Source organism: Pseudomonas sp. N-1-13 (genome assembly GCF_057787095.1).
The window spans coordinates 3,584,539-3,603,977 of record NZ_JBYNRI010000001.1; the positions used below are offsets into that span (position 1 = coordinate 3,584,539).

General features: G+C 60.5%; 17 protein-coding genes and 1 tRNA gene. 10 read left to right on the plus strand and 8 right to left on the minus strand.

Annotated elements, in window-relative coordinates:
• The first annotated feature begins 1 nt into the window (after position 1).
• From AC3I65_RS16040 to AC3I65_RS16050, 3 genes are read left to right on the plus strand one after another with little or no spacing between them, the layout of a single operon-like run.
• Positions 2 to 949 (plus strand): ABC transporter permease, encoded by a 948-nt coding sequence (locus tag AC3I65_RS16040; protein ID WP_076384071.1) that lies wholly within the window; start codon positions 2 to 4, stop codon positions 947 to 949.
• Positions 946 to 1,818: an ABC transporter permease gene (locus AC3I65_RS16045; RefSeq protein ID WP_160894208.1), complete on the plus strand. Its 873-nt coding sequence runs from the start codon at positions 946 to 948 to the stop codon at positions 1,816 to 1,818. The genes AC3I65_RS16040 and AC3I65_RS16045 overlap by 4 nt, the downstream gene beginning before the upstream one ends.
• A 25-nt stretch (positions 1,819 to 1,843) precedes the next feature.
• Positions 1,844 to 3,439 carry a gamma-glutamyltransferase family protein gene (locus AC3I65_RS16050; RefSeq protein WP_488523990.1) on the plus strand — a complete coding sequence of 532 codons (1,596 nt, stop codon included), beginning with the start codon at positions 1,844 to 1,846 and terminating at the stop codon, positions 3,437 to 3,439.
• A 191-nt stretch (positions 3,440 to 3,630) separates the two neighbouring features.
• On the opposite strand, the gene AC3I65_RS16055 is transcribed toward AC3I65_RS16050, so the two are convergent.
• From AC3I65_RS16055 to AC3I65_RS16075, 5 genes are all read right to left on the minus strand, one after another.
• Positions 3,631 to 3,706 (minus strand) — tRNA-Gly (locus AC3I65_RS16055).
• 63 nt (positions 3,707 to 3,769) lie between these two features.
• A complete protein-coding gene (gene pgsA / locus AC3I65_RS16060; protein WP_047227859.1) occupies positions 3,770 to 4,330 on the minus strand; it encodes a CDP-diacylglycerol--glycerol-3-phosphate 3-phosphatidyltransferase in 561 nt (186 codons plus the stop codon).
• Positions 4,331 to 4,362: 32 nt separating this feature from the next.
• A complete protein-coding gene (uvrC, locus tag AC3I65_RS16065) occupies positions 4,363 to 6,186 on the minus strand; it encodes an excinuclease ABC subunit UvrC (protein ID WP_139049667.1) in 1,824 nt (607 codons plus the stop codon).
• A 2-nt stretch (positions 6,187 to 6,188) separates the two neighbouring features.
• Positions 6,189 to 6,830: a response regulator transcription factor GacA gene (gene gacA, locus AC3I65_RS16070; RefSeq protein ID WP_024781217.1), complete on the minus strand. Its 642-nt coding sequence runs from the start codon at positions 6,828 to 6,830 to the stop codon at positions 6,189 to 6,191.
• Between the two features lie 127 nt (positions 6,831 to 6,957).
• Positions 6,958 to 7,392: a GNAT family N-acetyltransferase gene (locus AC3I65_RS16075; protein WP_076384052.1), complete on the minus strand. Its 435-nt coding sequence runs from the start codon at positions 7,390 to 7,392 to the stop codon at positions 6,958 to 6,960.
• A 692-nt stretch (positions 7,393 to 8,084) separates the two neighbouring features.
• Between AC3I65_RS16075 and AC3I65_RS16080 the strand changes: the two genes are divergently transcribed.
• A complete protein-coding gene (locus tag AC3I65_RS16080; protein WP_488523991.1) occupies positions 8,085 to 9,152 on the plus strand; it encodes a 3-deoxy-7-phosphoheptulonate synthase in 1,068 nt (355 codons plus the stop codon).
• 31 nt (positions 9,153 to 9,183) lie between these two features.
• Here the strand turns inward: AC3I65_RS16080 and AC3I65_RS16085 are convergent, their stop codons facing one another.
• Complete coding sequence (locus AC3I65_RS16085; protein ID WP_488523992.1) at positions 9,184 to 10,245, minus strand: hypothetical protein; 1,062 nt, start codon at positions 10,243 to 10,245, stop codon at positions 9,184 to 9,186.
• A 326-nt stretch (positions 10,246 to 10,571) separates the two neighbouring features.
• Here AC3I65_RS16085 and AC3I65_RS16090 point away from each other — a divergent pair, with 326 nt between their 5' ends.
• The 6 genes from AC3I65_RS16090 to AC3I65_RS16115 all read left to right on the plus strand — a co-directional run bounded on the left by AC3I65_RS16090 (position 10,572) and on the right by AC3I65_RS16115 (position 17,509).
• Positions 10,572 to 11,450 (plus strand): esterase/lipase family protein, encoded by an 879-nt coding sequence (locus AC3I65_RS16090; RefSeq protein WP_047227853.1) that lies wholly within the window; start codon positions 10,572 to 10,574, stop codon positions 11,448 to 11,450.
• Between the two features lie 96 nt (positions 11,451 to 11,546).
• Positions 11,547 to 11,828 (plus strand): peptidylprolyl isomerase, encoded by a 282-nt coding sequence (locus AC3I65_RS16095; RefSeq protein ID WP_007898306.1) that lies wholly within the window; start codon positions 11,547 to 11,549, stop codon positions 11,826 to 11,828.
• A 130-nt stretch (positions 11,829 to 11,958) separates the two neighbouring features.
• Positions 11,959 to 13,827: an extracellular solute-binding protein gene (locus tag AC3I65_RS16100; RefSeq protein WP_173406795.1), complete on the plus strand. Its 1,869-nt coding sequence runs from the start codon at positions 11,959 to 11,961 to the stop codon at positions 13,825 to 13,827.
• Entirely contained in the window at positions 13,827 to 14,885 is a 1,059-nt protein-coding gene (locus tag AC3I65_RS16105; RefSeq protein WP_488523993.1) for a microcin C ABC transporter permease YejB, read from the plus strand. Before AC3I65_RS16100 ends, AC3I65_RS16105 begins: the two co-directional genes overlap by 1 nt.
• Entirely contained in the window at positions 14,885 to 15,907 is a 1,023-nt protein-coding gene (locus tag AC3I65_RS16110; protein WP_047227850.1) for an ABC transporter permease, read from the plus strand. The genes AC3I65_RS16105 and AC3I65_RS16110 overlap by 1 nt, the downstream gene beginning before the upstream one ends.
• Before the next feature lie 27 nt (positions 15,908 to 15,934).
• On the plus strand, positions 15,935 to 17,509 hold the full coding sequence (locus AC3I65_RS16115) for an ABC transporter ATP-binding protein (RefSeq protein WP_160894201.1): 1,575 nt from the start codon (positions 15,935 to 15,937) through the stop codon (positions 17,507 to 17,509).
• A 12-nt stretch (positions 17,510 to 17,521) separates the two neighbouring features.
• Here the strand turns inward: AC3I65_RS16115 and AC3I65_RS16120 are convergent, their stop codons facing one another.
• The gene (locus AC3I65_RS16120; RefSeq protein ID WP_487777544.1) at positions 17,522 to 18,856 is read right to left on the minus strand and encodes a methyl-accepting chemotaxis protein; all 1,335 of its coding nucleotides are present in this window, start codon (positions 18,854 to 18,856) and stop codon (positions 17,522 to 17,524) included.
• 167 nt (positions 18,857 to 19,023) lie between these two features.
• The gene (locus AC3I65_RS16125; RefSeq protein ID WP_288915344.1) at positions 19,024 to 19,239 is read right to left on the minus strand and encodes a TIGR02450 family Trp-rich protein; all 216 of its coding nucleotides are present in this window, start codon (positions 19,237 to 19,239) and stop codon (positions 19,024 to 19,026) included.
• Between the last annotated feature and the right edge of the window lie 200 nt (positions 19,240 to 19,439).

Below are 19,439 nucleotides of genomic sequence, written 5' to 3' on the forward strand. Positions count from 1 at the left end.
CATGCTGATGTTTATCCTGCGACGCCTGCTCAGTGCGATCCCGACACTGATCCTGGTTTCGCTCTTCGTCTTCACCCTGCAGAAACTGTTGCCGGGTGACCCGGTGCTGGCCATGGCCGGTGAAGAGCGCGATCCGGCGGTGATGGAATACCTGCGCGACAAGTATCGGCTCAACGACCCGATCCCCGTGCAGTACCTGAACTGGGTCGGCAATGTGCTGACCGGCGACTTCGGCACTTCGCTGCGCACCGAACAACCGGTGACCACGCTGTTGGCGTCCAAGTTGCCGGTGACCCTGGAGCTGGCAGTGCTGGCCTTGTTGATCGCACTGCTGATCGGCATCCCCACTGGAATTATCTCGGCCGTACGCAAAGGCACCGTCGTGGATTACGGGGCCAATGTCATCGCGCTGTCGGGGATCTCGATTCCGCACTTCTGGCTGGGGATCCTGCTGATCATGGTCTTCGCCGTGAAACTGCAATGGCTGCCGGCCTCGGGTTTCGTGCCCGTGGGCGAGGACTTCGGGCAAAACCTGAAGACCTTGATCCTGCCGGCCTTCGTGCTCGGCGCAGGGTTGTCGGGGATTCTCATGCGCCATACCCGCAGCGCCATGCTTGAAGTGTTGCGCACTGACTACGTGCGCACCGCCCGGGCCAAGGGCCTGCGCCCGCGCACGGTGATCCTCAAGCATGCCCTGCGCAATGCATTGATGCCTATTGTGACCCTGACAACCCTGCTGTTTGGTGAACTGCTCGGCGGCGCAGTGCTGACCGAGCAAGTCTTCAGCATCCCTGGCTTCGGCAAGATGATTGTCGACGCCGTGTTCAATCGTGATTACGCCGTGGTGCAAGGCGTGGTGCTGTGCATCGCAATTGGCTTCCTGCTGCTGAACCTGCTCGCCGACGTGCTGTACCGGATGATTAATCCGCGTCTGAGGACTGCTTCATGACCGCTATTTCCAGCCTCCCTCATAGCGTGATCGCACCCCGCAGCCGCTCGCCGTTCGTGAAGAAATTCCTCGCCAACAAAGGCGCGGTACTCGGCGCGGCGGTGTTGCTGCTGTTTATCCTGGCGGCCTTGCTGGCGCCCTGGATTGCGCCCCATGACCCGCTGAAAGCCAACTTTCTCGCGGTCCGCAAGGCACCATCGCTGATCTACTGGATGGGCACTGACGAACTGGGTCGCGATCTGTTTTCCCGCCTGCTCTGGGGCGCTCGCAGTTCGTTGCTGGCCGGTGGTGTTTCGGTGGTCATCGCCATGGCCATCGGCGTGCCTTTGGGCCTGTTGGGCGGTTATTTCGGCGGCAAACTCGAAGCGATGATTTCCCGTGTCATGGACGCGCTGTTGTCCTGCCCGTTTCTGGTATTGGCGATTGCGCTGGGCGCCTTCCTTGGCCCGAGCCTGACCAACGCAATGATCGCCATCGGCCTGTCAGCCATGCCGATCTTTGCCCGACTGACCCGTGGTCAGGTGCTGGCCATCAAACACGAAGATTACCTGGAAGGTGCTCGTGCCATTGGCTTGCCGGATCGCTGGATCATCCTGCGCTACGTGCTGCCCAACGTGATGTCGCCATTGGTTGTGCAAGCCACCTTGACCATCGCCTCGGCGATTCTGGCTGAAGCCAGTCTGTCGTTCCTCGGTCTGGGCCAGCAACCGCCCTCGCCTTCCTGGGGATCGATGCTCAACACCGCGAAAAACTTCATGGAGCAGGCACCCTGGATGTCGATTGCGCCTGGCGTGGCGATCTACATTACGGTCCTGTGTTTCAACCTGGTGGGGGATGGTTTGCGTGATGCGCTGGACCCCAAGGGCTAACTTTTTCTGCCAAAGAGAAACGCTAATGTTTGATGATCTGGATTACAGCCAACCCTACGCTTCGGCACGCTCGCCAGTGATGGGCAGTAGCATGGTCGCCTGCTCCCAGCCATTGGCCGCCCAGGCCGGGCTGGACATGTTGCGCAAGGGCGGCAACGCCGTCGACGCGGCCATCGCGGCCGCCATGGTCCTGACCGTGGTCGAGCCCACCGGTTGCGGGATCGGCAGCGACGCTTTCGCTATCGTCTGGGACGGCAGCAAGTTGCAGGGACTGAATGCTTCCGGTCGCGCACCGCAAGCCTGGACCCCTGAGTTTTTCGCCGGGCAGAGCAAAATGCCCCAGCGCGGCTGGCCAGCGGTGACTGTGCCGGGGGCGGTTTCGGCCTGGGTCGAGCTGTCCGAGCGTTACGGAAAACTGCCTTTCGCCAGCCTGGCTGAACCGGCCATCGGCTATGCTCGGGATGGCTACCAAGTCACCCCGATCATAGCCCAGCTATGGAAGCTCGGCGCTGAACGGCTCAAGGATCAGCCGGGTTTTGCCGAGTGCTTCCTGCCCGACGGCCAAGCACCACAGGCCGGGGAGAAAATCCGGCTCAAGGATCACGCCCGCACCCTGGAGCTGATCGCCCAAACCAAAGGCGAAGCGTTCTATCGCGGCGAACTGGCCCAAGCCATCATCGCCCATGCCAACGCCAATGGCAGCGTCATGAGCCTCGACGATCTGGCGACCCACACTGTGGACTGGATCGACACCCTGTCGGTGCCCTACGCCGGCGCCGTGGTTCATGAATTGCCACCTAATGGCCAGGGCATCGCTACCCTGTCCGGCCTGACTATGCTCGAAGCATTGGGCGTCGGCGAGCATCCAGTGGACAGCCTGGAAACCGTGCACCCAGTGTTGGAAGCCATGAAGCTGGCCCTTGCCGACCTGGACGAACACGTGGCGGATAACGACCACATGCGCGTGCCTTCCGAACATCTGCTGGACAAAACCTACCTGATGGAGCGCGCCGGTCTCGTCACCGACAAGGCCGCCAATCCGGGGCATGGTTCGCCTAAACCGGGCGGCACCGTTTACCTGTCGGCGGCCGATGAAAGCGGCATGATGATCTCGTTCATCCAGTCCAATTACATGGGCTTCGGCTCAGGTGTCGTGGTGCCTGGCACCGGCATCAGCCTGCAAAACCGTGGCGCGGGCTTCTCCCTGGATCCGCAGCACGTCAACTACGTTGCACCGCGCAAACGTCCGTTCCACACCATCATCCCCGGCTTTGTGATGAACGCCGACGGCACGCCGTTGATGTCCTTCGGCCTGATGGGCGGCCCGATGCAGGCACAGGGTCACTTGCAAATGATGATGCGCATCCTGCGCTACAAACAGAACCCGCAAGCCGCCGCAGACGCACCGCGCTGGAGGCTCGAATCTGGCCTGAAAGTCGCAGTGGAACGTGCATTCGACCCACAGGTGGTCGAAGCCTTGCGTGCCAAAGGCCACGACATAGTTATCGAAGAACCTAACGGCGTATTCGCCTTTGGCGGCGCGCAGATTATCCAGCGCACCACTCATGGTTATGTGGGTGGCACTGATCCCCGGAAGGATGGTCTGGTGGCCGCGTACTGAAAGTACGAAGATCCTAGGCGCAACTGAGTTGCGCGTAGGATTTCTCTGAAAACCGCTAATTCTCATCCCACCGCAAGCTATCGCCAACACGCTTTGCCGCCCAGGGCTCAGAACTGTGGCGAGCTTGCATTGGGTCTGTATTTCACAGGCACAAAAAAAGCCACTCATCTGAGTGGCTTTTTTCTGAATTTTGGAGCGGGAAACGAGACTCGAACTCGCGACCCCGACCTTGGCAAGGTCGTGCTCTACCAACTGAGCTATTCCCGCGTCTTGGTGTGGCGCATTCTATAGATTCAGATTACGCCGTCAACCCTTTGATTCAAAAAACTTTTATTTCGGGTCTACGTCAGTGCGCAGATGCGGCCAGGCGGCGCGCAGGTACTGAACCATCGACCACAATGTCAGGCCTGCGGAGATCAGCAACAGTGCATAGCCCAACAGCACCCAGAAATTGAAGTTGGCCGGGTTGCCCAGCAGGATCACCAGCGCCAGCATCTGCGCGGCGGTTTTCCATTTGCCCAGGTTCGATACCGCCACCTGGGCACGGGCGCCCAGTTCGGCCATCCATTCGCGCAGTGCCGATACGACGATCTCGCGGCCGATGATCACCGCCGCCGGCAAGGTCAGCCAGAGGTTGCCGTGTTCCTGCACCAGCAGTACCAGAGCGACCGCGACCATCAGCTTGTCGGCCACAGGGTCCAGAAAGGCGCCGAAAGGCGTGCTCTGCTCCAGGCGTCGGGCCAGGTAGCCGTCCAGCCAGTCGGTGGCGGCGGCGAAGGCAAAGACCGAGGCGGAGGCCACATAGCTCCAGTGGTACGGCAAATAGAACAGCAAAATGAAGATCGGGATGAGCAGGACGCGGAGTACGGTAATCAGATTTGGGATATTCATCGGCACAACTGGCTGCGAGGTTGACGGGCATTCTACTCGCTATGCAGGCTTGCATAAATCGACTCAGCGAGCTTTTTACTGATACCGGGAGCTTTGGCTATCTCTTCGATGCTGGCACGAGACAGCTCCTGCAATCCACCAAAATGTTTCAATAGATCGCGACGTCGCGTCGGGCCGACCCCTGCCACACCTTCCAGCGTCGATGTACGGCGGGTCTTGCCCCGGCGGGCGCGGTGTCCGGTAATGGCGAAACGGTGTGCTTCGTCACGGATCTGCTGGATCAGGTGCAGCGCCGGCGAATCCCCTTTCAGGGTGAACTCATGGGCCGCATCGTTCAGGTACAAGGTCTCGAAGCCGGCCTTGCGGGTTGCGCCCTTGGCCACGCCCAGCAGGATCAGGTCGGGGACCATCAGCTCGTTCAATACGTCGCGGGCCATGGACAGCTGGCCTTTGCCGCCGTCCACCAGCAGGATGTCCGGCAGCTTGCCCTCCCCGTCCTTGAGCTTGCCGAACCGGCGCATCAGCGCCTGATGCATCGCCGCATAATCATCGCCCGGGGTAACGCCCTCAATGTTGTAGCGCCGGTAATCGGACTTGATCGGGCCCTCCGGACCAAACACCACACAAGAGGCCACGGTCGCTTCGCCACTGGAGTGACTGATGTCGTAGCACTCCAGCCGCTGCGGCGGCTCGTCCAGGTTAAGGACATCGGCCAAGGCATCGAACCGTGCCGCCACATGCTGGCGGTTGGCCAAGCGTGCGCCAAGGGCCTGTTCGGCGTTGGTCACGGCCAGTTGCTGCCAGCGCGCCCGGGTGCCACGCACGCGATGGCTGATGGTCAGTTCACGACCACGAAGCTTGTCAATGGCCTCGACCAGGGCTGGGAAGTCTTCGTGGACCACATTGACGATCAACTCGGCAGGCAGGTCGCGCTCCGGGCTGCTGATGTAGTACTGGCCCAAAAACGCCGCCATGACTTCGGCCACGTCTTCCTCGATACCCACCTGGGGAAAGAAGTTCTTGCTGCCCAGCACCCGACCGCCGCGCACGCTGATCAGGTGAACGCAGGCGCCACCCGGGTTGATGAACGCGGCGATCACGTCAACGTCGCCGCTGCCACCTTCCATGCTCTGCTGATCCTGCACGCGGCGCAGCAGCCCGATCTGGTCACGCAGCTCGGCAGCCCGCTCAAACTCAAGATTGACCGCCGCGTCCTCCATCGCCGCCGACAGTTCGTCGGTCAACGCATTGCTGCGACCTTCAAGAAACATCACCGAGTGGCGCACGTCTTCGGCGTAGACGTGGGGTTCGACGAACCCGACGCAAGGCGCTTTGCAGCGTTTGATCTGATATTGCAGGCATGGTCGGGTACGGTTCTTGTAATAGCTGTCTTCGCATTGGCGAACGAAGAAGGTCTTCTGCAGCAGACTCAGGCTTTCACGGATCGCCCCGGCGCTGGGGTAAGGACCGAAATACCGGCCCTTGGCCTTCTTGGCCCCGCGGTGGATGCTCAGACGCGGAAATGCCCCGTCGGACAGAAACACGTACGGGTAGGACTTATCATCACGCAGCAGAATATTGTACGGCGGCCGCCATTCCTTGATCAGCGTCTGCTCGAGCAGCAAGGCCTCGGTTTCATTGGCGGTGATGGTGGTTTCGACTTGCGCGATGCGCCCCACCAGGGCGGCGGTCTTTGGCGCGAGGCCGGTTTTACGAAAGTAGCTGGCCAGACGCTTCTTGAGGTTCTTGGCCTTACCGACGTAAAGCAGACGCGCATCGCTGTCGAACATGCGATAGACGCCTGGGCGACCGCTGCATGTGGACAGGAAAGCACTTGGATCAAACAGTTCAGTCATTATCAGGCGCTGGCATCGACCATGCCGTGGCGCACCGCCAGCAGCGTCAACTCGACATCGCTGCTGATCGACAGCTTCTCGAAGATTCGGTAACGGTAGGTGTTGACGGTTTTAGGCGACAAGCACAGCTTATCGGAGATGATCTGCACCTTTTGGCAACCGACAATCATCAGGGCAATCTGGATTTCCCGTTCCGACAGCGCATCGAAGGGCGATTCATTGGTCGGCTGGAACGACTTGATTGCCAGCTGCTGGGCAATTTGCGGGCTGATGTAACGCTGACCGGCAAATACCAGGCGAATGGCCTGGACCATCTCGTTCAAGCCGGCGCCCTTGGTGAGGTAACCCGCAGCACCCGCCTGCAACAACCGGGTCGGGAACGGATCTTCTTCACACACGGTCACCGCGACCACCTTGATGTCCGGGTGGCTGCGCAGCAGTTTACGCGTGGCTTCAAGACCGCCGATGCCTGGCATCTTGACGTCCATCAGTACCACGTCGGGTTTCAGTTCACGCGCCTTGATAAGGGACTCTTCCCCGGATTCAGCCTGACCAACCACCTGCAGACCGTCGATATCAGCCAGCATTCGTGTAATGCCCGTACGGACGAGATCATGGTCGTCGACCACTAACACCCTAATCAAGCAGACACCTCACGATTTGGTCTTATTTGGGTTGCCCAACACCTTAGCAAAAACCATCCGGCAGACCTAGCGCAAAGGGACATATAAAAGTTACAACGCGTCTTTCACAGGCACGCAATCCGAGGCCTCAAGCCCTGGCGGCCCGTTCCATCCTCAGGAAACATTCATCCTCGCCGACCACCTGCAGCCCCATGCGCTCGTAGAGCACCCTGGCCGGATTGTTCTTGAAAACCGTCAGGCGTAACGCCGGGCGACGCTCCTGCATCATCATGTCCCAAACCTGACCGATCGCCCAGGTGCCGGCGCCCTGCCCCCGAAATGCCTCGGCAATCTGTAGCTCCCGGATATACAACGCCCGGGCATCACGACTGAGGCTGACAAAACCCAACGCTTGCCCCTCGCGGCAGATGATCCAGTTCTGACGAATGATCCAGGCCAGATCGAATGCTTCGTCCTGCCATAACAAATCATGGTGCAAGTAATAGGGAAGCATGTTGATGCACGTCAGTTGCCGGGCAAAGGCGATGTCCTCGGCCGTTGCCGCACGCCACTGGAAACTCATGTGTACCTCTTCAAAGCGTGGTCACCCATACGACTGGGCCCGATAACCGTCGGGCACCGCAACTCGCTCAGGCCGAAAGCCAGATCGAGAGAAGGTGCAAACCCAAAGTTTGTCACAAAGCCCGCCGGACTCAAGCCAGGATGAACAATCACATACCCACGATAGAATTTTCTGATTGAACCGGCCCACCCTGCTCTAGTAAGCTCAGGTCCATTCATCGGAGACAGACCATGTTCAACGCCCTCGCATCGCTTCAAACCGCCAGCGCCCAGCGCTCGGTTGCGGCTGCCTGGGCGAACAGTGTTCAGACTCCGGTCAGCTTTTATTTTGGGTATTGGTTTAGCCACTGGCGCGCCTGATACCCAACCGGCGCCCAATTTAAACGGGTCGCCTTCCAGAGTTTTCTAACCCCCGGTCGGCCTCCCGACCGGGGGTTTTGTTTTTTCAGCCCCACACATTTTTGCGACACCAGACAAACTTGAGGATTGAGCCATGAACTACGCCACTTATTACCGTTACGACAGTTTTTCCGCCTGGCGATTTACCAGCCACCGCTCGGGACAGCCTGCCGCCTCCGATCGGTCACCTACCGGTGGCAAGCCTCAGTTGCGGGCCAATACGGCCAATTGTCGAACACCCCAATAGGGCCGGCGCGCGGGAATGAACCCGCTGCCCGCCCAGGAAACCAGATCATGAATTCGTCCGTCTCTGCTTTGCCGCTGTCCACGCTAAACCCCGCCAATGAAGCCCTGACCCTGCGTCTGCCCAGCTCATTGCAACTCAAGCAACAATTGCCCCTCAGCTCGGCGCTGAGCCAACAGGTCAATGCCCATCGTCAGGCAATCCGCGCGATCCTCGACGGCGAGGACTCCCGCCTGCTGGTCATTGTCGGCCCCTGCTCCATCCACGACCCGAAATCGGCCCTCGAATACGCTGCCAACCTGGCGCGCGTGGCCCATGAAGTCAGCGACAGCATGCTGCTGGTGATGCGCGCCTACGTGGAAAAACCCCGCACGACGGTAGGCTGGAAAGGCCTCGCTTACGACCCTGGCCTGGATGGCAGCGATGACATGGCCGGCGGCCTGACGCTGTCCCGGGAACTGATGCGCGAAATGCTCCAGTTGGGCCTGCCTGTGGCCACCGAACTGCTGCAACCCATGGCCGCCAACTACTTCGATGACCTGCTCAGTTGGGTCGCCATCGGCGCGCGTACCACCGAATCGCAGATCCACCGGGAAATGGCCAGCGGCCTGGGCATGCCGGTCGGTTTCAAGAACGGCACGGACGGCGGTGTTGGCATCGCCTGCGATGCCATGCGCTCGGCAGCCCATCCTCATCGGCATTTCGGCGTCGACAGCCAGGGGCATCCGGCGATCATCCAGACCCAGGGCAACCCCGACACTCATCTGGTGCTGCGCGGCGGCCATCGCGGGCCGAACTATGACCGCCAGAGCGTCACACAGATACACAATGACCTGACCCGCCTGAAAATACCGACCCGGATCATGGTGGATTGCAGCCACGCCAACAGTGGCAAAGACCCGTTGCGCCAGCCTCAGGTGTTCAACGACGTCCTGGAACAGCGCCTGCAAGGAAACCACTCCCTCATCGGCATGATGCTGGAAAGCCACCTGTTCGAAGGTTGCCAGTCGTTGGGCCCGTCGCTGCGTTACGGCGTATCGGTGACCGATGGCTGCCTGGGTTGGGCGACCACCGAGCAACTGCTGCGTCAGGCCCATCGTCAACTGGTGTCGGCCTGAATCCTGAAAGCGCCCTCCCCAGCGAGGGCGCTCAGCTTTTTGTCTCGGAGCGAACCTGGACGGTGACCCACTCCGAATGCTGGCTCACATCGTCCAGGCGCTCGACCTGATAAAACAAGTGCACCGATCTGCCGCACTGGTCCTGCCAGAACGCCGCAGGCACTACAAAGGTCAGCGCTTGACCTGCCGTCGCCGCGGTGATTTCGCGCTCGGCGACATGCGCGTAACTGCCGTTGCACTGCAGCCAGACCAGCTCGCCAGCCTCAAGCCCGGCATCGTCGATGACGACACTCACCCCTTCCTGTAACCCGTCGACATCCAGCCCGCCCGCGTTCAATCCCGCAATCCGCGGCGCTTTCAGAGCAGGACGTCGCAAAGGCCCCAGGTGCAACGACAGGGGCTCGGCGCGACGCACCGAATGTCCGCGCCGGACGACATAGGTCAGGCTCAGGCTTTGACCCTCATGAGGGGCAATCAGCGAATGATCGATCCAGAACGCTACCTCGCGGCCGACGGCATGAGCCTCGATATCCAGCACATCGCGCCAAACGGCCTTGGAGTCGTTGCTGGCAATCAGGATCAACCGGTCGCCGACGGCCATTCTGGAATAGGGTTTGATGGTCACGCACGTTCCTTCGGGCACCCGCGCCGGGTCCAGGCTGCCGCCCACGGCATCGTTGGCAACGGCGGCCGGCAGTTGCAAGGAAACATCGCCGATATCCAGTTGCAAAGGCTGGGAAACCAGCGTGGCCGGCAGCCGTTTGCTCGTCACTTGGTAGCTGATCTCCAGCGAGCCGCCGTCCAGCTCGGCGATATGCGGCTCGCGCACAACAAAAACGACATCTCGCCCCACATGCCGCTCAGTGATGAACCTTCGCACTTCATGCCGATAGGGTTCGGCGTCTGAATTGAGTCCGTGCCAGAACAGCAGCACTTCATCTCCGCACGTCATCATTGGATATGGCTTGACGGTGATGACGACCTTGCGCCAAGCGGGGTTGATCACCCCTGCCGTGGCCGCTGCCAGAAACGGGGCCGGCAATTTCGTCAGGGGTGCGAGCCGGGCTCGCGGGGCAGATGGGTAAGTGGTCATACATAGGCTCCAGTCCTTGGATAAAGGCACCGCGTTCATATCGCGGCACCCGATGAAGCCATTAAACCTCGACCGTCCCAAACCCACAGTCAGACAAGACGACCACGGGAGTGGCCTGGTGCCGGTGAAGTTGTAGCCGCAAGCGCCAAGGGCAATCGGAAGTATCCCGATACGCTCAGATCCGTCCGGCTCCAGTCGGACCCTTCCCACTTCTTCTATTCCGTTTTCAGCAGAGCACTGCGGTTTCTTCCTACACCGTCCAGCACAAGCCTGCATTAGAGTGACGTCGCGAATTCAACAGGAACCTCTTCGAAAAAGGTACGAACATGCAACGGAATGCAACCACTCAATTTCCCATCCTGCTGGTCCATGGGTTGTTCGGGTTTGACAGGGTCGGCGGCTTCGAACTCTTCCACGGGATCAAACAGGCATTACGCGCCGCCGGTGCCCGGGTGTTCATCCCCTATTTGTCAGCGACACATTCCAATGAAGCCCGTGGTGAACAACTGCTGGCACAGATCGATCGGATCCTGAGCGGCACCGGCGCCACCAGGGTCAACCTGATCGGTCACAGCCAGGGCGCGCTGGCCGCCCGATACGCCGGCGCTGTTGCCCCCGACAGGGTGGCCTCGGTGACCTCGGTCAGCGGCCCCAATCATGGCTCCGAACTGATTGATTTCCTCTACAAAGCCCTGACCCCGGGGCGCCTGCCAGAGCATGTGGCGGATAAAGTCGCCACGCTTTTTGCAGACTTCATCTCGCTGCTGGGCGGCCAGGCGCAACTGCCACACGCGGCCATCGCAGCACTGGCGGCGCTGACCACCGAAGGCGTAGGCGCGTTCAATGACAAATACCCCCAAGGCCTGCCCAAACACTGGGGCGGCAACGGAGCACAAAGGGTCAACGGGGTGCGCTACTACTCATGGAGCGGCACGTTGCCGGACTCCGAGAACGGAGCGTGCAATGCGATGGACCCACTGCAGGGTTTCTGCCGGGCCTTTTCCGAGTATTTCATCACCGAAGCCGGGCAGAACGACGGCCTGGTGGGACGCTTCAGCTCGCACCTGGGCAAGGTCATTCGCTCTGACTATCCACTGGACCACATGGACGCCATCAACCAGACAGCCGGTTGCAGCCGCAAGGGTACAGACCCGGTGGAGCTTTACGTGCGCCACGCCGAACGCCTGCGCAAAGCCGGCCTTTGATCGACAGACTCAAGGTTTTGACGCATTTTTGACAACAACCGGTCAGTGATTCCGGTAGGCTCAACACCTTTAAAGCTATTGAAAGGAATTTTACCCATGGCCAAAGCCACTGCCCGCCACATCCTGGTTTCCAGCGAAGAGAAGTGCAACGAACTCAAGGCTCAGATCGAAGCCGGCGCCGATTTCGCTGAAGTTGCCAAAGCCAACTCCTCGTGCCCGTCCAGCCGTCAGGGCGGCGATCTGGGTTCGTTCGGTCCAGGCCAGATGGTCAAGGAATTCGACACCGTGGTATTCAGCGCCCCGATCAATGTGGTGCAGGGTCCGGTCAAGACCCAGTTCGGCTATCACCTGCTGGAAGTGACCAGCCGCCAGGACTGATCCCGGCTTATCGACATAACGGCCCGCCCTTCGGTGGGCCGTTGTGTTTGTGTCAGGCCAAGGGGCTAGCGATCAAGGCGTAGCTCGCGTACAAATCGTGGTCATCTATCACCCGGCTTTAAGGCTGACAATGCGACTGGCGTTCCCTTCACTGCTGTTCACTGCCGTGGTCCTGCTGACAGGTGCCGCCGGTGTGGATGCCACACCGCAACATGCCCTGACGGTGTATGGCGAACCGGCCAAGTACCCCCAGGGCTTCAGCCACTTCGCCTATACCAATCCCCAGGCCCCCAAAGGCGGCACCATGCGCCGCTCGGCCATCGAGATCGGCCATTTCGACCACGTCCTGCCCTACATCGACAAAGGCATCGGCGTCAGCCAGATCGATGGAATGCTGTATTCGCCGCTGGCTCAGCGCTCGCTGGACGAGCCCTACACCGTCTATGGCCTGGTGGCGCAGAAGATGGAACGCGCCGACGATGGCCTGTCCTTGCGCTTCTACCTCAATCCCAAGGCCCGGTTTGCCGATGGCAAGCCCATCACCGCCGAGGACGTGCGCTACACCTTCGAGCTGTTGATGACCCAGGGCAGCCTGCGGTATCGCACCCAGTTCGCCGCCGTCAAAGGCGTCGAAGTGGAATCCGAGCGCACCGTTCGCTTCGACTTCAAGAACAACGAAAACCGTACCCTGCCTCTGGACATCGCCACACTGCCGGTCTTTCCCGAGCACTGGTGGAAAACCCGCGATTTTGCCAGTGGAGGTGGTTACGAAGCCCCGCTGGGCAGTGGCCCCTATCGGGTGGGCCGGATCGACTCGGGACGCAGCATCACCTTCGAGCGCAACCCCGACTGGTGGGGCAAGGACCTGCCGGTCAGTCGCGGGCTCTACAATTTCGACCATTTCAGCATCGAGTATTTCGGCGATACCGATGTGGCGCGGCAGGTCTTGCGTGGCGGCGCTTATGACTACAATCGCGAGTTCTCCGCCACCGGTTATTCCATCGGCTATGACAGCCCGGCCCTGCATGACGGTCGCCTGCAAAAGGCCCACCTGGCCACCGAGGCTCCCCAAACGGCCCAAGGCTTCGTGTTCAACCTGCAAAAACCGCAGTTCCAGGATCGGCGTGTCCGCCAGGCCCTGGCCATGCTCTGGGATTTCGAGTGGAGCAACCGCCAGATGATGCGCAACCTCTATGTGCGCCAGCAGAGTTTTTTCTCCAACACCGACCTGGCCGCCCGGCAACTGCCTGATGCCGACGAATTGGCGATTCTCGAGCCGTTGCGCGGCAAAGTCCCAGAGGAAGTCTTCAGCCAGGTCTTCCACGCACCGAAAACCGACGGCAGCGGCGTGATCCGTGACAAACAACTGCAAGCCCTGGCGCTGCTGCAACAGGCCGGCTGGAAACCCGACGGCGACCGCCTGGTCAATGCCGAGGGGGAAGCGCTGAGCTTCACGTTCCTGATCAGCCAGAACGGCCTCGACCGGCTGTTGCTGCCCTACAAGCGCACCCTGGCACAGATCGGCATCGACATGAGCATCCGGCGCATCGACGCCTCCCAATACGTCAATCGCCTGATGAGTCGCGACTACGACATGATCATCACCGGCTATCCCGTCAGCACTTCGCCGGGCATGGAGCTCTACAACTATTTCGGCTCGGCGGCGGCCAACGATCCAGGGGCCAACAATTACATGGCCTTGCAGAATCCGGCCGTCGATACCCTGATCGACGGACTGGTCAAAGCCACCACCCAGCGCGACATGCTCCGCCATGCCCACGCCCTCGACCGGGTGCTGCAATGGAATTACTACTGGATCCCCAACTACTACCCGCCGGGCAGTTCGACCGTCTGGTGGAACCGCTTTGGCAGACCCAAAGTGCAGGCCAGCAATGACGAAGCCATCGAGAGCTGGTGGGAAATGAGCACCACACCGCTGACCAACGAGCAGATGGCCGCCGAACGCCTCAAACGCGGCTCCCCTGGAGGGCGGCATTGATGTGGGCCTATATCGCGCGGCGCTTGCTGCTGATCATTCCGACGCTGGTCATCATCCTGTTGGTGAACTTCGTCATCGTGCAGGCCGCTCCGGGCGGGCCGGTGGAACAGGCCATCGCCCAACTGCAAGGCATCGGCGGCGCCAGTGTCGGCAGTTCGGGCACTACCATGACCGGCAGTTCGCGAGCCAGTCGCGGCCTCGATCCACAGCTGATCAAGGACATCGAAAAACAATACGGCTTCGACAAACCGGCCCATGAGCGTTTGTGGTTGATGCTCAGCAGCTACGCCCGACTGGACTTCGGCAAGAGTTTCTTTCGCGGCGCCACGGTGACCGACCTGATCCTGGAGAAGATGCCGGTGACCATTTCCCTCGGGCTCTGGGCCACGCTGATCACCTACCTGGTGTCGATTCCCCTGGGCATCCGCAAGGCGGTGCGCCATGGCTCGGCCTTCGATGTGTGGAGCAGCACGGCGATCATCATCGGCTACGCCATGCCGGCATTTCTGTTCGCCATGTTCCTGATCGTAATGTTTGCCGGCGGCACGTCGTTGAACTGGTTTCCGGTGCGCGGGCTGGTGTCGGACAACTTCGAGTCGCTGTCGACACTGGGCAAGATCACCGATTATTTCTGGCACCTGGTCCTGCCGGTCACTTCGCTGGTGATCGGCGGTTTCGCCACCTTGACGATCCTGACCAAGAACTCGTTCCTCAACGAAATCACCCGCCAGTACGTGGTCACCGCGCGAGCCAAGGGCATGAGCGAACGACGCGTGCTGTATGGCCATGTGTTCCGCAATGCGATGCTGCTGGTGGTGTCAGGAATTCCCCAGGCGTTCATCAGCGTGTTTTTCGCCGGCTCCTTGCTGATCGAGGTGATCTTCTCCCTCGATGGCCTGGGACGCATGAGCTATGAGGCCGCGGTGTCCCGGGACTATCCGGTGGTGTTCGGTTCGCTGTTCATCTTCACGCTGTTCGGCTTGCTGATCAAACTCATCGGCGACCTGTGCTACACCCTGGTGGACCCGCGTATCGACTTCGCCGCGAGGAACGCCTGATGTTCAAGTTGTCACCCTTGGGCCGCCGGCGTTTTGAGCGTTTCAAGAAGAATCGCCGGGGTTGGTGGTCGCTGTGGCTGTTCATCGGCCTGTTCATGCTGACCCTGGGCGGCGAATTGATCGCCAACGACAAGCCGTTGCTGGTGAGTTACCAGGGGTCGCTGTATTTCCCAGTGTTCAAGCGCTACACCGAACAGGAGTTTGGCGGGCAGTTGCCGTTCCAGGCCGATTACCGCAGCAGCTACGTGCAGGATCTGATCCACAAGGACGGCGGCTGGCTGTTGTTCCCGCCGATCCCGTTCAGCGACGACACACCCAACTACGACCTGAACCAGCCGACCCCAAGCCCGCCCTCGTCGGTGAACTGGCTGGGCACCGATGATCAGGCCCGGGACGTGCTGGCCCGGGTGATCTTCGGGGCACGGGTGTCGATTCTGTTCGCCCTGGCCCTGACGGCCATCAGCGCGCTGATCGGTATCAGCGCCGGTGCCTTGCAGGGGTATTACGGCGGCTGGGTGGACCTGCTGGGGCAACGCCTGCTGGAAGTCTGGTCCGGGCTGCCGGTGCTCTATCTGCTGATCATTCTGTCCGGCTTTGTCGAGCCGAATTTCTGGTGGCTGCTGGGAATCATGGCACTGTTTTCCTGGCTGGCCCTGGTGGATGTGGTGCGCGCCGAGTTCCTGCGCGGACGCAACCTTGAATACGTCAAAGCCGCCAGAGCCCTGGGCCTGTCCGACCGCAAGGTGATTGTGCGGCATATCCTGCCCAACGCGATGAACGCCACCCTGAGTTATCTGCCGTTCATCCTCACCGGGGCGATTTCCACCCTCACCGCCCTGGACTTCCTCGGCTTCGGCATGCCGGCGGGCAGCGCGTCGCTGGGCGAGTTGATCGGCCAGGGCAAACAGAACCTGCAAGCGCCGTGGCTGGGCCTGACGGCGTTCTTCACCCTGGCGCTGATTCTTTCTCTGCTGGTGTTCATTGGCGAGGCGTTGCGCGATGCATTCGACCCCCGATCCTGATCCACGGCCATGAAGCGGAACCCTGAGATGAGCGACAACCTGATCGAAATCCGCGACTTGAGCGTGGCCTTCAACGACCAAACCGTGGTGCGCAACCTGTGCCTGGATATCCGCCCCGGCGAATGCCTGGCCCTGGTGGGCGAGTCAGGCTCCGGCAAGTCGGTAACGGCCCATTCGATCCTGCAACTGCTGCCGCAAACCGGCAGCCGTACCACCGGCAGCATCCGCTATCGCGGCCAGGAACTGGTGGGCGCCGAGGCCAGGGTCCTGCGCGAACTGCGCGGAGACCGGATCGCGATGATCTTCCAGGAACCCATGACCTCGCTGAACCCGCTGCACAGCGTCGAAAAGCAGATTGGCGAAACCCTCATGCTGCACAAGGGCCTGGGCGGCAAGGCCGCGCGCCAGCGCATTCTGGAGTTGCTGGCCCTGGTGGGCATCCAGAAACCCATCGAACGCCTCAAGGCCTACCCGCATCAACTCTCCGGCGGCCAACGACAGCGGGTGATGATTGCCATGGCCCTGGCCTGCGAACCGGAACTGTTGATTGCCGACGAACCGACCACCGCGCTCGACGTGACGGTGCAGCGCAAGATTCTGCTGCTGCTCAAGTCCCTGCAGCAACGACTCGGCATGTCACTGCTGCTGATCAGCCACGACCTGAACCTGGTGCGCAGCATCGCGCAACGGGTGTGCGTGATGAAGGCCGGGGAAATCGTCGAACAGGCGCCGTGCGAAACGCTCTTCAGCGCGCCGAAACATCCCTACAGCTGCGAGTTGCTGCACGCCGAACCGGAAGGCGAAGCCCTGCCCCGTGACGAACGCGAAGACGTCTTGCAAGTGCAGGATCTGCGCGTCAGCTTTGCCCTGGGCGGCGGGCTGTTCCGGCGCAAGGAATACCTGCGCGCCGTGGACGGCATCAGCCTGACGATCCAACGCGGCAAGACCCTGGGCATCGTCGGTGAATCCGGTTCCGGCAAATCCACCCTCGGCCAGGCGATCCTGCGACTGATCGAATCCGAAGGCAGCATCCGCTTCCAGGGACAAGCCCTCGATCATCTGTCGCAGAAAGACCTGCGACCGTGGCGCAAGCAGATGCAGGTGGTGTTCCAGGACCCGTTCGGCAGCCTCAGCCCTCGCATGTCGGTGCAGCAGATCATCAGTGAAGGCCTTGAGGTCCACAGCTCGTCCAGTTCCGAGCAGTGTGAAGCGCAGGTGATCCAGGCGCTGCAGGAAGTCGGCCTCGACCCGCAGAGCCGCCACCGCTACCCCCACGAATTCTCCGGTGGCCAGCGCCAACGCATCGCCATCGCCCGGGCGTTGGTGCTCAAGCCGGCCCTGATTCTGCTGGACGAACCGACCTCAGCCCTGGACCGCACCGTGCAAAAGCAAGTGGTCGCCCTGCTCCGCCAGCTTCAGGAAAAGCATGGCCTGACTTACCTGTTCATCAGCCATGACCTGGCGGTGGTCCGCGCCCTGGCCCACGACATGATCGTGATCAAGGACGGTAAAGTGGTGGAGCACGGCGCCAGCCATGAAGTGTTCGACTCGCCCCAGCATCCCTACACCAAGGAGCTGTTGGCGGCGGCGCAGCCGCAGTAATCCCGGGTTCGCTCAGGCGCCACGTCGTTGATCCAGCGCTTGAGCGAATTCACCCATCACCTCCACCACCTGCTGCGCGCCTCGATGAATATCCAGAATGACAGTGCCGGCCTGGTTAGCCAGTTTCACGCCCTGCTCTGCCTTGAGCGTGCTCGATTGCATGCTGCTCACCGCTTGCCTGGCCAATTCACGGTTCTTGGCGACGACCTGAGTAATGGCCACAGTTGACTGGCTGGTACGACGCGCCAGATTGCGCACCTCATCGGCCACCACCGCGAAACCGCGTCCCTGCTCCCCGGCGCGAGCCGCTTCGATGGCTGCATTGAGGGCAAGCAGATTGGTCTGTTCGGCAATGCCCCGGATGGCATCGACGATGCTGCCGATTTCCTCTGACTGCGCGCTAAGGGCACCTATCCCGGCTGACACCTGCTGAAGCTCATCGGCGATACTTTGCACCACCGTAACGGTTTGCTGAACCACACACGTGCCGAGCCGGGTTTGCTCATCGGTCTGCCGGGACGTCTCGAAGGCAAGTCCGGCCGCTTTTGATTCACTTTGGCGCTGCTCGACTTCGCGAGTGCAGTCAGTGGCGAACTTGACCACGCCATACAAGCGCCCCCGTGCATCGTAGAGAGGGTTGTAGGTAGCCTGCAGCCAGACAGTCGCGCCTCGATTGTCGACGCGCTCGAAAAGGCCGGTCCTGTATTCACCGCGATTGAGCCCGGCCCAGAAGCCACGATAAGCCTCACTCTGGACCTCGCTGGGTTTGCAGAAAATCCGGTGATGCTGGCCCCGAATTTCTTGCAGGCGGTACCCCATGACGTTCATGAAATTCTCGTTGGCATTCACGACCTGACCGCTCAGATCAAATTCGATAACCGCCATGGAGCGGTCGATCGCTTGCATGAAGCTGGTTTCGGCCTGGGCGCGCAACACCCGCTCGTTGATATCGCGAACGATCAAGATGATGCGCTGCACCTTTGCATGGTGATCCAGCACAGGAACGTAGTTTGCTTGCACCCACAACCAGCTTCCATCACGCCGCAAATGCAGGAATTGGCTGTCGGCAGAAGAGCCCTGCCCCAACTGCCGCCATAACGCTGAGCACTCGGCGCTGCGTGAATAGGCAGGCTCACAAAACATCGAATGATGCTGACCGAGGGTTTCGCTGAGTGAATACCCCATCATTTTCAAAAAAGCCGGGCTGACGTCGAGCACCTCGCCCGTCGGGGTGAACTCGATGATCGCCATGCATTGCTGCAAGGCCGTCCGTTCGGCTTCGAGAATAGCCTGCCTGGCCTGGATTTCGTGCAAGGCGTCCTGATGCTTGCGAGTACGAATGAACATGGGTGGCGCTCCCGGAGGCGTGAATGCGTGGCTGTAGCCACACGAAGGCAGAGATGCCATCGCTAGATAGCTGCATTAAGCCACTATCGCGGGAAAACTTGTACAACTTTATGATTATGTATAACTATCAGAAGTCATACGGATCTCTATGGCACAGCCCAAGCCATTCAGCACCAGCCCATTTTCCAATGCTTGCTGTCGCGCAACTCGCGCCAGTCGAGCAACGTCACACGAGCGCTGTATACAGCCTCAAGCTCAACCTGAATGGGTGTCCCCTCCTCATCACAGAGCAGCTTGGTGACGAGAAAATGCTTTTCCCGATCAGTCGGCGCACAGGCCGTCCATTTGGAGAGCTGCAGCTTGCGAGGGTTGAATTTATTCATGAGCGCTCTCAGAAAAATGTACATATTAGTGAAAACTGTACAAGTTTATCAGACTGCCCACCACTGAGCAGATCCACTAAGGCTTAGGGCTTGCCATTGATACGCCACGGCAAAGAATGCGGGCGAAGTAGTGCTCGGCCGGCCCCTCCCGGCATAATGCCGCTCTTTGGCAACCCCTTTGATCGGAGGATGCCGGCAAA